12 protein-coding genes are annotated in these 12,672 nt (G+C 53.2%); 3 read left to right on the top strand and 9 right to left on the bottom strand.

The window, feature by feature from the left end; all coding sequences use genetic code 11:
- The first annotated feature begins 25 nt into the window (after positions 1 to 25).
- Positions 26 to 787, top strand: coding sequence for an SDR family NAD(P)-dependent oxidoreductase (locus SMB34_RS02975; RefSeq protein ID WP_037987614.1), 762 nt, complete (start codon positions 26 to 28; stop codon positions 785 to 787).
- A 116-nt stretch (positions 788 to 903) separates the two neighbouring features.
- On the opposite strand, the gene SMB34_RS02970 is transcribed toward SMB34_RS02975, so the two are convergent.
- The 3 genes from SMB34_RS02970 to SMB34_RS02960 form a co-directional block, all read right to left on the bottom strand.
- Complete coding sequence (locus SMB34_RS02970; protein ID WP_007088789.1) at positions 904 to 1,194, bottom strand: 4a-hydroxytetrahydrobiopterin dehydratase; 291 nt, start codon at positions 1,192 to 1,194, stop codon at positions 904 to 906.
- Between the two features lie 81 nt (positions 1,195 to 1,275).
- Entirely contained in the window at positions 1,276 to 1,911 is a 636-nt protein-coding gene (locus SMB34_RS02965) for a uracil-DNA glycosylase family protein (RefSeq protein ID WP_007088788.1), read from the bottom strand.
- Positions 1,912 to 1,938: 27 nt separating this feature from the next.
- A complete protein-coding gene (locus tag SMB34_RS02960; RefSeq protein WP_037987612.1) occupies positions 1,939 to 2,604 on the bottom strand; it encodes a glutathione S-transferase family protein in 666 nt (221 codons plus the stop codon).
- Between the two features lie 327 nt (positions 2,605 to 2,931).
- Between SMB34_RS02960 and SMB34_RS02955 the strand changes: the two genes are divergently transcribed.
- Positions 2,932 to 4,332, top strand: a complete 1,401-nt coding sequence (locus SMB34_RS02955; protein ID WP_037987611.1) for a leucyl aminopeptidase family protein — start codon at positions 2,932 to 2,934, stop codon at positions 4,330 to 4,332.
- A gap of 94 nt (positions 4,333 to 4,426) precedes the next feature.
- Positions 4,427 to 4,774 carry a MarR family winged helix-turn-helix transcriptional regulator gene (locus SMB34_RS02950; protein WP_007088785.1) on the top strand — a complete coding sequence of 116 codons (348 nt, stop codon included), beginning with the start codon at positions 4,427 to 4,429 and terminating at the stop codon, positions 4,772 to 4,774.
- Between the two features lie 324 nt (positions 4,775 to 5,098).
- Here the strand turns inward: SMB34_RS02950 and SMB34_RS02945 are convergent, their stop codons facing one another.
- The 6 genes from SMB34_RS02945 to SMB34_RS02920 form a co-directional block, all read right to left on the bottom strand.
- Positions 5,099 to 5,767 (bottom strand): LysE family translocator, encoded by a 669-nt coding sequence (locus SMB34_RS02945; protein WP_037987610.1) that lies wholly within the window; start codon positions 5,765 to 5,767, stop codon positions 5,099 to 5,101.
- A 220-nt stretch (positions 5,768 to 5,987) separates the two neighbouring features.
- On the bottom strand, positions 5,988 to 6,674 hold the full coding sequence (locus SMB34_RS02940; RefSeq protein ID WP_037987609.1) for a hypothetical protein: 687 nt from the start codon (positions 6,672 to 6,674) through the stop codon (positions 5,988 to 5,990).
- Between the two features lie 81 nt (positions 6,675 to 6,755).
- The gene (locus tag SMB34_RS02935; protein ID WP_007088782.1) at positions 6,756 to 8,390 is read right to left on the bottom strand and encodes an ABC transporter ATP-binding protein; all 1,635 of its coding nucleotides are present in this window, start codon (positions 8,388 to 8,390) and stop codon (positions 6,756 to 6,758) included.
- A 10-nt stretch (positions 8,391 to 8,400) separates the two neighbouring features.
- A complete protein-coding gene (locus SMB34_RS02930) occupies positions 8,401 to 9,432 on the bottom strand; it encodes an ABC transporter permease (RefSeq protein WP_037987608.1) in 1,032 nt (343 codons plus the stop codon).
- Positions 9,433 to 9,434: 2 nt separating this feature from the next.
- A complete protein-coding gene (locus tag SMB34_RS02925) occupies positions 9,435 to 10,544 on the bottom strand; it encodes a microcin C ABC transporter permease YejB (RefSeq protein WP_007088780.1) in 1,110 nt (369 codons plus the stop codon).
- 3 nt (positions 10,545 to 10,547) lie between these two features.
- On the bottom strand, positions 10,548 to 12,506 hold the full coding sequence (locus tag SMB34_RS02920; RefSeq protein WP_051682092.1) for an extracellular solute-binding protein: 1,959 nt from the start codon (positions 12,504 to 12,506) through the stop codon (positions 10,548 to 10,550).
- Between the last annotated feature and the right edge of the window lie 166 nt (positions 12,507 to 12,672).

Below are 12,672 nucleotides of genomic sequence, written 5' to 3'. Positions count from 1 at the left end.
GGATTAAAACAGGGAATTTCATGTCATGCAGGTCAAGGGATCCATTGCCATTGTCACCGGGGCTGCATCGGGCCTGGGCGCCGCCACTGCGCGCGTGCTTGCAGCCGCCGGGGCAAAGATTGCGGCCTTTGATCTGAATGAAGCAGGCGCCAAAACAACAGCAGTCGAACTTGACGGCATCGGTTACGAGGTTGATGTATCAAACGCCAAAAGCGTCGAAGACGCGATTTCCGACGTTATCAAGACCCAAGGCATTCCATCCATTTTGGTCAATTGCGCAGGCATCCTGCAAGGCGAACGCATTGTTGGTCGCGAAGGCCCGGCAGATCTTGATGCATTTGCGCGCGTGATCAATGTTAATCTGATCGGGACATTCAACATGATGCGCGTTGCCGCAACCGCCATGAGCCGCAATGAACCGACAAAAGGTGGTGAACGCGGGGTTATCGTCAATACCGCATCCATCGCCGCCTACGAAGGTCAGATCGGGCAGGCCGCTTATTCGGCATCCAAGGGCGGCGTTGCCGCGATGACCTTGCCAGCAGCGCGCGAACTTGCCCGGCACGGCATCCGTGTCGTTTCGATTGCTCCGGGCATGTTTGGCACGCCCATGGTCACCGCCCTGCCCGACGAAATGCAGCAGGCACTTGCGGCCAATATTCCCTTCCCCAAGCGCCTTGGCGATCCGGCGGAATATGGCCGATTGGCCCTACATATATGTGAAAATGAAATGATTAATGGCGAAACGATCCGCATCGATGGCGCGGTAAGGCTGGAGCCCAAATAAGCCAGCCCCCCAAACGGGAACCGCTGCCACGAAAAACGCCCTGCCAGTCCCGCAATGGCAGGGCGTTTATTTTCCAGCTTTGATCAAGGATCAGCCCCTACCGTCCGACACAGCACCTAGTGGGCGATAACCGTTTCGGCAAAAGTCGCCAGATCGATGTCTTTTTGCGTAACACCACCCGCGTCGTGAGTTGTCAGCGTGACCCCCACCTTGTTATAAACATTGAACCATTCCGGGTGGTGATCCATCTTTTCGGCCTGTATCGCGATGCGCGTCATGAAACCAAATGCCGAATTGAAATCACCGAACATGTAAACCTTGCCGATTGATAACCCGTCTTCTGCCAGTTTCCAGCCATCGAGTTTAACAAGCGCAGCTTCGATGGCGGTTTTGTCCAGTTTGCTCATTGTGACCTCCTGCTTTTTGCTTGATCCCATTTGACCATGACATCGGAAACTTGCCAAATATTGAACGGCGCAAAGCAGTCCTTATTTCAAAAGGCAATGCACACGTTCTCGCAACACCGGTAAAAGGTCACTTTCAAACCACGGGTTCTTTTTGATCCAACCGGTATTGCGCCAGCTTGGATGCGGCATCGGCAGTAGCCCGTCTGGCAAATACTCGGCAAATAGATGTACGGTTTCGGTCATGCTTTTTGCCCGGCGGGGGCCAAGATAACGTTCCTGCGCATACTGCCCGATCAGAAGTGTTAATCCAACATCGGGCAAATGTTTTAGCAATGCATCATGCCATGTCGGTGCACATTCGGGGCGCGGTGGCAAATCACCACCACGTTCAAACCGGCCGGGATAACAAAATCCCATCGGCATGATGGCAAGCTTGCCCGGATCATAGAAATCCTCAACCGGCATTTGCAGCCAATCGCGCAACCGGTCCCCCGATGCATCATTCCACGGCAGCCCGGTTTCATGCACCTTCGTCCCCGGTGCCTGCCCGATCACAAGGATTCTGGCACCCGCCGCCATCCGCACGACAGGTCTGGGGCCCAGGGGCAATGCACTTTCGCATATCCGACAGGCCCGGACATTGACCAGAAGATCGTCAAGTGCGGGGTCACCACCTGGCGGATCGATTTCGGGAAGCCTGCCGGTTAATCCGGCCATTGCATGCTCCTGTTTTGAGGTATCGAACTATGCGTCGGGAAGTTCGCCACCGGCAACAACCCATTCCTCGGCCATGGCGTCGCGATACCATTCCACCATTTCAGGCAATCCAAGAATGGTTTCCATATAGGCATTACCGATGGGATCAAGCGACACGTCATAAGTTTTGAACCGGGTCACCACCGGCGCAAACATCGCGTCTGCAATCGAAAAATGCCCAAAAAGGAAGTCTCCCCCCTGACCAAACTGCGTGCGGCATGTTTTGAAAATCTCGCAGATGCGCGCGATTTCTTTTTCGACGATCTCGCTTCGGCCACGCCCGGGCAATGTTTTGCGTAAGTTCATCGGCATGTTGCTGCGGATCGCACCAAACCCGCCATGCATTTCAAGCGAGACAGACCGCGCAATCGCCCTCACATCAAGATCAAGCGGCCACAACATCGCATCAGGTCGACTGTCGGCAAAATATTCCAGAATACTCAACGCTTCCCAAATGGTTTTCCGGCCATCAAAAAGTGCTGGGACCTTTTTGCTCGGCGAGACGACTTCGGCCTTGGCATGCCATTCTTCGCTATAAAGCGGGATCAGCTTTTCCTCGAAATCGATCCCTGCCACACGCAGGCCCAGCCACGCGCGAAGCGACCACGAAGAATAGTTTTTATTACCGATATACAGAATGGGGCGCGTTTCCATAGGAAGGTATCCTTCATTCAAACCAAAAGGGGCGGCCAACACACTATCGGGCTATTCAAAACCCGGTTCAAGGCCGTTCAGTCACCGGGCCGTGCTCGGTTTTGGCGATCCGGCAAATGATCATTCAAGGTCTGCCAATCAATGTCGCAGTCACCCAGCACATCCCGAATTATATTTCCGGATGCGGGGTTTTCTTTTGGGCGATTGCCGATTGACGGTGGCATCCGTAAGATCGAAGTCATATCTCGCAATAACAGGCCTAAACAGACTGCCTGCTCAAGAGCCCCACCACTCTCGCCAACACGTCACCACAAGGGAAGTATCAAATTGTTCGATCACATTATCTCGTCTGAAAAGCCCTCCAACCCGGTCCGCATCACGGCAGTTCAAGAATCCGATTTCAAAAAATGGCTCGGCAAACAGTCCGATGCTCATCAGGCATGGATTGCCTCGTCCGGCTATGATGGCAAACGCGGCACCCATCTTGCCCTTGCCGGTGACGCGGGTACCATTCAGACAATCGTGATCAGCTATGTCGACGATGCCAAAACCCAGTGGGATTTTGCTGGACTTCCGACTGCCTTGCCCGCGGGGGAATATATCCTGACAGATGATGTTACAAAAAATGATGCCATATGCGAAAAGGCCGTTCTTGGTCTTTACCTTGGCGGGTATCGTTTTGATCGCTACCGCAAGTCAGAAGCCAGCACCGCGAAACGTGCGCTATTTGCCATTCCGTCAAACGATGCGACCAAACGTGCTGAAAATATCGCGCGTGGTATCGGACTTGCACGCGACCTGATCAATATTCCGGCCAATGATATGGGGCCGGAAGAACTCGAAGCCGCCGCACGTCGCCTTGGCGAGGAGTTTGGCGCAAAGGTGACGAGCATCATTGGCGAAGACCTGAACAAACGCAATTTCCCGGCGATCTACACGGTTGGCAAAGGCAGCGATCGTGCCCCCCGCCTGATTGATCTTCATTGGGGTGATGAGAACGCGCCCAAGGTCACACTGGTCGGCAAGGGTGTCTGCTTTGACACCGGCGGCTATGACCTCAAACCGTCAAGCAACATGCTTCTGATGAAAAAGGATATGGGGGGATCGGCACAGGTTCTTGGTCTGGCCCGTATGATCATGGCATCGGGTCTTCCGGTGCGCCTGCGTGTTCTGATCCCGGCTGTTGAAAACATGGTTTCGGGCAAGGCATACCGGCCAAGCGACATCCTTCAGACCAGGAAGGGCATCACCGTCGAAGTTGGCAATACCGATGCCGAAGGTCGCCTGGTTCTTTCCGATGCCCTGACCGAAGCCGCGGCCGAGGATCCCGAAATCCTGCTTGATTTCGCAACTCTGACCGGGGCTGCACGTGTTGCACTGGGCCTTGGCCTGCCGGCACTGTTTTCCAACAATGACGACCTTGCCAATGGCCTTCTGGAAAATGGTCTGGCGCTGAATGATCCGATGTGGCGCTTGCCGCTGTGGGATGATTATCGTCCGATGCTCGATAGCAAAGCAGCCGACATGAACAACATTTCCGGTTCGCCCTATGGCGGTGCGATCATTGCGGCTCTGTTCCTTGATCGCTTCGCCGAAGGTGCAAAAGCCTGGGCCCATATCGACCTGATGGCGTGGAATCCTTCGGCACGTCCCGGACGTCCCGAAGGCGGCGAAGCCCAGGGAATCCGGGCCGCTTTCAAGCTCATTGCGGATCGTTACGGAAAGTAAACATTTCGATTTTCCCAATTAGACCTTTGACATCCGCGCAGGGGTCAGGTAGACAGGTTACGTATTCGTAACAAATTAATTGTTGGGCACAGGCATGTCGATCGAGATCAAACCGTCTCAGGCGCTTGACCTTTGGCGTATCGCGATTGTTGAAAGCGTGCGTCGGGACTCTCCCGACCTATCGGCTCGCCAGATGGCCCTTATGCTGACTGTTTATCTGACCCCGGCCCCGCATACCGTTCGGGGCCTTTCCGACGCCCTGAATATCTCCAAACCGGCGATTACACGTGCGCTTGATCGCCTCAGTTCACTGGGCATGGTCAAACGCAAGGTCGACGAAGATGATCGTCGCTCCGTTCTGATTCAGCGCACTGTGAAGGGTTCTGTCTTCCTGCGCGAATTTGGCGATATTATCGTGTCCGCGGGGAAGAAAACCGAATAGATCGATCTCTTGATCCGATGACGTTCGGGTCTCGTGACAGTAGGTCAGGCGAAATTGAATTGATATTCTGTCGCCAATAGCTGGTCTGAATATCAAAGGTCGGGAAATGGGACAGAAAATCTGTCCTAAAGCTAAAACTCTCCCTTCTCATACGTAAGAATAGGTATCAAACAGACCAGTTGGTTTGTTCGAAGCTTCTGTATTTCGTCAAACAGAATATATTTTTAGTGTTTAATATCAAAACGTTACTGACAATCACCTGTGTCACGAGCCCAAAACACGCAGCTTTGACGCCAAGAAATAATACCCGATCCAACTTTCGGCCTAGCGGGTCCGCGCCACGCTTTCAGGCATGTCAATCAGGGACAAAAGCAGGGCGGCAACAATCAAAACACCGCCACTGATCCGGCCAATCGTGTTTTTTCCACCACGTTTCAACAACCATGGCATCAGTCTTGCGGCACCAAACGCATACATCATTACGAATGTGTAATCAAAAATCACAAACGTGATCCCAAGGATCACCAATTGCGACCAAAGGTCCACCGAAGGATCGATGAACTGCGGGAATAATGCACCAAAAAACGCGATCGCTTTCGGGTTACCCGCTGCAACCAGAAAACCTTCGCTAAACAACCGACGTTTTCGTACCGGCTCAAACCCTGTTCTGATTTTTATTTCGGTATCATTATCATTTCTTGATACCTTGGGTTTTCGCAGGATTGCCGTCAGACCGATGACAATCAGGAACGCGACGCCGCACCATTTGACAACGCCAAACGCCGTCACCGATGTCGCCAGCAACGCCCCCAAGCCAACCGCGGCAATCACCATCTGGATCATGTTTGCGGTCACATCACCAAGGGCGGTAATCATGGTCGGGCGCGGTCCATAACGTAACGAATGCGACATGCCGATCAGGACACTGGGCCCAGGCGTTGCCACCATAAGCGATACAAGTGCGCAAAAGCTGAGCCATGTTTCAATCGACATTACATTCCCCGGATTACGTCAATCAAGACGGAATATCACGCCCATGTCACCATACAAGTGCACTCTGTGCACTGCTGGCATCTGCCGATCAGGCATCCTGAAAACAGGTACCCCGGCAATGGATCACACCGAACAAAAACCATTTGGGTAAGGAGAAGGAAATTGTTTTGAATTACCGATACGGTATCGGCGGGTATGCCTTTAGGCGGGCGAAATAACCTTAGCGGCCCGGCTTCTTGTCGCCGGGCCAGTTATCATAAAATTTGCGCACCTGAACCGAACGAATTGATTCTGGCGGCACGATGCCGCGTGCGGTTGCCAGAAGCCGGTTCTGAAGTGCTGCAAAATACCTATTGGTTGTTGGACGGAACGGAGAGAACGGTGGCTCGGATTTGATTTCCTCGCCCTTTTCTTTCGCCGCTTCTACGGCTTCTTTTTCTGCTTCGAGTTCTTCTGGCGTTTTGGGCGGTGGCGGTGCAATCAGCTCCGGCCCGTTATAGACAAAACCACGTTTGCCTGCTTCAAGTTTCTCGTATCGGTTCTGGGTATCGCGATACATGATGCGTTGCAGATCTCGCAGGAACGCATTCAATAATTTTGGCTCTGCCTGCTCGATGACCGCACGATCAGCAACACTTGATGCTTCAAGCCAGACATAGAACACCATTTGCCGGATCGCGCCGCTCTTGGGCAAAACAACGGTAAGCGCAATTGAATCCGGTTCGATCACCGTTTCCGGAATTTGCGGTTCTTTTGGCTCGGCACTTTCAGACGGCTTTGCGTCCTCTTGCCCACCGCCCGATGCCTGTGCATCCGGACCAAACAGCGCAATCCCGATCATCATCGCCAAAAGCGATTTGAAAAGGCAGTTCCTGAACGCCTTCGGTTTTCTTGCCGGTTCGGTCATGAACAGTTTGCTTTCAGCCCGTTATTAATTTTACGCAATACCCAACGAACGCCAATTGTCCCGTCAAGTTCCGATTTGGGGTCAGCTCTGCACAAGCTCCAGCCCCGCAGCACGCAAATCAAGTGCTGCTGCCAACAAAGCCTTTGTATAGGATTCTTTCGGATTTTCAAAGACTTCGTCGGCATTTCCGCTTTCGACAAGCCGCCCACCCTGCATCACCATTACCCGATGCGAAAGCGCACGCACAACCCGAAGGTCATGGCTGATAAACAGATAGGCCATCTTGTGGCGCGCCTGAAGATCGCGCAAAAGATCAACAATCTGCGCCTGTACAGACATATCAAGTGCCGAGGTCGGTTCATCAAGCACCATGAAACGCGGCTTTAAAACAAGTGCACGCGCAATCGAAATACGCTGGCGCTGTCCGCCGGAAAATTCATGTGGATACCGGTCCATCGCATTTAACGGCAAATCAACTTCGCGCAGGGCTTCGGCAATGCGTTCGGTACGCTCCTGCCGCGACATTTCCGGATGATGGATTTCAAGCCCTTCGCCCACGATCTGGCTGATTGACATCCTCGGGCTCAGGGATCCGAACGGGTCCTGAAACACCACCTGCATGTCGCGGCGCAGGGCCCGCAAATCCGCCCCGGAAAACTGCCGCACATCTTTACCGTCAAACCAGATATCACCAGTGGACGACAAAAGCCGCAAGATCGCCATCGCCAGTGTCGTTTTGCCCGATCCGCTTTCGCCGACAATACCCAGCGTCTCGCCCTGCCTCAGGGTAAGCGATATATGGTCTACGGCATCAAGGTAATATTCCGGACGCCCCAAAATCCCCTTCTTACCAATCGGGAACCGCACCAGAATCTCATTGGTTCGGATTAGTTCCTTTGCATTTTCGGGCAATGGCGGGGCATTACCACTTGGCACTGCCGCCAGAAGCTTTTGGGTATAAGGATGCTGCGGATTGTCAAAAAGCCCCCGGCCTGTGCCGCGCTCAACCACCTCGCCATCCTTCATGACGCAGACATTATCGGCCATCTTCTGCACGATCTGAAGATCATGGGTAATCAGCAACAAACCCATGCCAAGCTTGGCCTGCAAATCCTTCAATAATTCAAGGATCTGTGCCTGAATGGTTACATCAAGGGCCGTGGTTGGCTCGTCGGCAATCAGCAATTCCGGTTCATTTGCCAATGCCATGGCAATCATCACGCGCTGGCGCTGTCCACCCGATAATTCATGTGGCAATGCTTTAAGCCGCGAAGCCGGATCAGGAATACCCACCAGATCAAGCAGTTCAAGAATACGCGCCCGTGCTTTGGCACCGCGCAATCCCTTATGCAGCAGCAACACCTCGCCGATCTGCTTTTCGATATTGTGCAGCGGGTTTAACGATGTCATCGGTTCCTGGAAAATCATTGCAATCCGGTTGCCGCGGATGTTTCGCAGGATTTTCGCATCCGTTCCGACCATTTCCTGCCCGTCAAACAAGATCGAACCACCCGGGTGGCTGGCCCGCGGATAGGGGAGCAATTGCAGGATCGAAAGTGCGGTCACCGATTTACCCGATCCGCTTTCCCCCACAAGCGCCATGGTCTCCCCGCGCTTCATGGCAAACGAAACGCCTTTGACCGCCGGGACACCGGCAAAACTTGCCGAAAGATTCCTTACTTCCAGAAGCGGCTGTGTCGATTGATTGGTCGTCATAACCGTTCCCCTAGAAGGTTTTTCGTGGATCAAAGGCATCGCGCACCGCCTCGCCGATAAAGATCAGCAAACTCAGCATAATCGCGATTGCAAAGAACGCCGTCATGCCAAGCCACGGTGCCTGAAGGTTGTTTTTACCCTGCGCAAGCAACTCGCCAAGCGACGGCGATCCGGGCGGCATGCCCAGCCCCAGAAAATCAAGCGATGTAAGGGCCACGATCGAACCGTTCAACACAAACGGCAGGAACGTAATCGTTGCCACCATCGCGTTCGGCAGAACATGGCGATACATGATGCGATAATCGGTCATGCCCAATGCGCGCGCGGCCCGAACATATTCGAAATTGCGCGCACGCAGGAATTCCGCACGCACAAGCCCCGTCAAACTCATCCAGCTAAACAGCACAAGAATGAACAAAAGCGTCCAGAAACCGGGCGCAAACAGGCTGGCCAGAATGATCAGGATGAACAACTGCGGCAATCCGGACCAGATTTCGATCACACGCTGGAAACCAAGGTCAATCCAGCCACCGAAATAGCCCTGTACCGCACCAGCCGCGATCCCGATCACCGAACTGATCGCCGTTAAGGCAAGGCCAAACAGGATCGAAATCCGGAATCCGTAAATCAGGCGCGCCAGAACATCGCGCCCAAGATCATCTGTTCCCAGCCAATGCCGGAACGATGGCGGGGCTGGCTGTGCCTCGCGCATTTCAAAATCGATGGTATTGTAAGAAAACGGTATCGGCGGCCAGATGGCAAAACCGTGTTCCTCGATCTTGCCAAGGATATAGGGATCATAGAAATCCGTCTCGACGTCAAAATCGCCGCCATAAACGGTTTCAGGGTGGTCTGACAGGATCGGGATATACCAGTTATCGTCATATTTGACGAAGATCGGCTTGTCATTGGCCACCACCTCTGCGACCAGACAGATGACGAACAGGATCGTGAAAATCACAAGCGACCAGTATCCGCGCTTGTTGGAACGGAAATTTGCGATCCGGCGCTTGTTCAACGGCGAAAGAATGATGTTGTTCATGATCAATTCTCCCGCGCTTCAAAGTCGATCCGCGGATCAATCAGGTGATAGCTGAGATCACTGATCAGGTTCAGAACAAGACCAAACAACGTAAACAGATAAAGTGTCGCAAACATCACCGGATAATCACGCTTCATCACGGCTTCAAAACCCAGCAATCCAAGTCCGTCGAGTGAGAAAATCACTTCGATCAGAACCGAGCCGGTAAACAGCAGCCCGATCAGTGCACTGGGAAAACCGGCAATCACCAGCAACATCGCATTGCGGAAGACATGTCCGTACAGAACCCGCTTTTCCGTCAGTCCCTTGGCCCGCGCGGTCACCACATATTGTTTGTTGATTTCATCCAGAAACGAGTTTTTGGTCAGCATCGTAAGTGTAGTGAATCCGCCAATGGTCAATGCCGTAATCGGCAATGCCAGATGCCAGAAATAGTCCGCAACCTTGCCCAAAAGCGACAATTCATCAAAATTCGATGATGTCAGCCCCCTTAACGGGAACAGATCGAAATAGGTTCCACCGGCAAACACCACGATCAGCATTACGGCAAAAAGAAAGCCCGGAATGGCATAACCGACAATGATCGCCGCCGATGACCAGACATCAAAATTCGATCCGTCCCGCACGGCCTTGGCAACGCCAAGCGGCACGGAAATGATATAGATGATCAATGTCGACCAAAGGCCAAGCGATATCGAGACCGGCATCTTGTCGATCACGATATCGACCACATCGCGATCCTGAAAATAGCTTTGGCCGAAATCGAACGTCAGATAATTTTTCATCATCATCCAGAAACGTTCATAAGCCGGTTTATCGAACCCGAACTGCTTTTCAAGCTGGGTGATGATTTCGGGGTCAAGTCCCTGAGCCCCACGGTAGTTCGAGGTCGAGGAAAAATTGTTTCCCCCGCTGGCACCGCCGCCGCCCCCACTATCAGCCCCCTGATTGCTGATGCGCGCGGTAGCGGCAACGTCCGTGCCCTGTAACTGGGCAATCATCTGTTCGACCGGGCCGCCCGGCGCGAATTGCACGATTGCAAAGTTCAGAACCATAATCCCGAACAGCGTCACCGGGATCAGCAAAAGACGACGCAGGATGTAATTCAGCATGGCCTAGTACCCTCCCTTCTTAAGCTGCCGCGACTTTTCGGGATCAATCCACCATGTCATGACCGATGTTCCCTTAAGCGGCACCTCTTCAGGTCGCCCGAACACATCCCAATAGGCCATCCGATCCCCGCCAAGATAATATTGCGGGATCACGTAAAATCCCCACTGCAACACGCGATCAAGCGCGCGTACCCGCTGCACAAGGCTTTCGCGTCTGTCTGCTTCGATAACCAGATCGATCAGTTCATCAATAACCGGATTTTTGATACCTGCAAAATTCCGGCTGCCCGGCTGATCTGCTGCCTGCGATGACCAGAAAAACCGCTGCTCGTTCCCCGGTGAAAGACTTTGCGTCCACCAGAAAGTCGTCATATCGAAATCATAGGCCTGAATACGATTGACCCACTGCCCGGTATCAATCATGCGAATATCCATGGTCACGCCAAGCTGACGCAGGCGGGCTTTAAGAACCAGCGCGATTTTCTCAAGCCCTGGCTGGCGGATAATCAGCTCGAACCGGAACGGCTCGCCGGTCTTGCTGTTGACCAGTTGCATGTTGCGCAACTGCCAACCCGCCTCCTGCAAAAGCTTCATCGAATGACGCAATGCTTCGCGTCGACCATTGGGCGCATCAAAGTTCGGCAATTGCGGCGGCTGGGTGAACAGTTCGGGCGGCAGCTGACTTCTGAATCCTTTCAGAATATCAAGCTCCTCGCCTTCCGGCACGCCGGTTGCCGCAAGTTCCGAATTGGCGAAATAGCTGACATTGCGCTTATACGCGCCATAGAACATCGCCCGGTTCAGCCATTCGAAATCAAACGCATATTGCAGCGCCTCCCGAACACGGATGTCAGAAAACAGGGGCTTGCGTGTGTTAAACACATAGGCCTGCATACCGTTTGGCAGATTGTCAGGCAGGAATTCCTTCCTGATCTGGCCGTTCTGGATTGCCGGGGTGTTGTATGCCGTGCTCCATTCGCGCGATGAATGTTCGCTTCTGATCATGTATTCACCGGCAAAGAACGCCTGACGTGATACATCGGGATCAAGATAGGTATCAAACCGCAGCGTATCGTAATTATTGCTGCCGCGATTGACCGGCAAATCCGCCGCCCAGTAATCCTTGACCCGTTCATAGGTGATCTGGCGACCGGCCTCGAAAGACTTGATTTTATAGGCCCCACTGCCGACAGGAGGATCAAAGGTCGTCTTGGAAAAATCCCGCCCTTCCCAGTAATGCTTTGGCATGATGGAAAGTTCGGCAACAATCATCGGCAATTCGCGATTATTGCCCGGCTTGAAATCAAAACGCACCGTCAGATCGTCAAGCGCTTCGACTTTATCGACCTGCGCGTAATATTGCCGGTAAACCGGGCTGCCTTTTTCAATCAGGATATTGAATGAAAACACCACGTCTTCGGCGGTGATATCAGTGCCATCCTGAAAGCGTGCCCGAGGATCTAGATGGAAAATAACAAAGGATCGATCGACCGGATATTCAACGCTACGCGCAATCAAACCATAAAGTGACGAAGGCTCATCCGCACTCGACACCATCAGACTGTCATACATAAGCCCAAGGCCGCTTGCTGCCGTCCCCTTAAGCGTGAAGGGGTTTAATGTATCAAACGAGACGATGGAACTTTGCACCAGCGTCCCGCCCTTGGGCGCATCCGGATTGACGTAATCGAAATGCCGAAAATCAGGACCGTATTTCAGATCACCATAAAGCGATATGCCATGTGACACAGTGGTTAGCGGACTGAGCTGTTCCTCTGCTACCGGAACTGTCGGGGCCGCTGTAATGTCGGGCTTGTCGCCTGTCTGTGCCGCTGCCGGACCGGCCATTGCGATTGGTAATCCGATCACAACCGCCAGAAGCATCCCCCCGACATAACGGGAAAACGTTCCCCGGCTCCCGTTTTTCCGTGCGATGCACGTCTCGCCTTCTTGCCGCGTCATATTTATTCCTGAAATGTGCCCGGCTCGAAGCCCGAACCCCGGCAGGGCCAATACGCATCATTGAACCATCTGACATCATTACGGACGCAATGATCGGAACGTTCCGGACAATTCCCGCCAAGAAAACGGGACCGGTTACACCGACGTTACGTCCACAAAGCCATTT

Origin of the sequence: Thalassospira permensis NBRC 106175 (genome assembly GCF_000714555.1) — a bacterium.
Lineage (GTDB): Bacteria > Pseudomonadota > Alphaproteobacteria > Rhodospirillales > Thalassospiraceae > Thalassospira > Thalassospira xiamenensis.
This window is presented reverse-complemented; position numbering and strand designations above follow the sequence as displayed.

Coding starts and splice junctions, on each gene's coding strand:
- SMB34_RS02930 (WP_037987608.1), bottom strand. CDS start 9,432: ATGAACAACATCATTCTTTCGCCGTTGAACAAGCGCCGGATCGCAAAT.
- SMB34_RS02965 (WP_007088788.1), bottom strand. CDS start 1,911: ATGGCCGGATTAACCGGCAGGCTTCCCGAAATCGATCCGCCAGGTGGT.
- SMB34_RS02970 (WP_007088789.1), bottom strand. CDS start 1,194: ATGAGCAAACTGGACAAAACCGCCATCGAAGCTGCGCTTGTTAAACTC.
- SMB34_RS02935 (WP_007088782.1), bottom strand. CDS start 8,390: ATGACGACCAATCAATCGACACAGCCGCTTCTGGAAGTAAGGAATCTT.
- SMB34_RS02925 (WP_007088780.1), bottom strand. CDS start 10,544: ATGCTGAATTACATCCTGCGTCGTCTTTTGCTGATCCCGGTGACGCTG.
- SMB34_RS02960 (WP_037987612.1), bottom strand. CDS start 2,604: ATGGAAACGCGCCCCATTCTGTATATCGGTAATAAAAACTATTCTTCG.
- SMB34_RS02975 (WP_037987614.1), top strand. CDS start 26: ATGCAGGTCAAGGGATCCATTGCCATTGTCACCGGGGCTGCATCGGGC.
- SMB34_RS02920 (WP_051682092.1), bottom strand. CDS start 12,506: ATGACGCGGCAAGAAGGCGAGACGTGCATCGCACGGAAAAACGGGAGC.
- SMB34_RS02940 (WP_037987609.1), bottom strand. CDS start 6,674: ATGACCGAACCGGCAAGAAAACCGAAGGCGTTCAGGAACTGCCTTTTC.
- SMB34_RS02950 (WP_007088785.1), top strand. CDS start 4,427: ATGTCGATCGAGATCAAACCGTCTCAGGCGCTTGACCTTTGGCGTATC.
- SMB34_RS02945 (WP_037987610.1), bottom strand. CDS start 5,767: ATGTCGATTGAAACATGGCTCAGCTTTTGCGCACTTGTATCGCTTATG.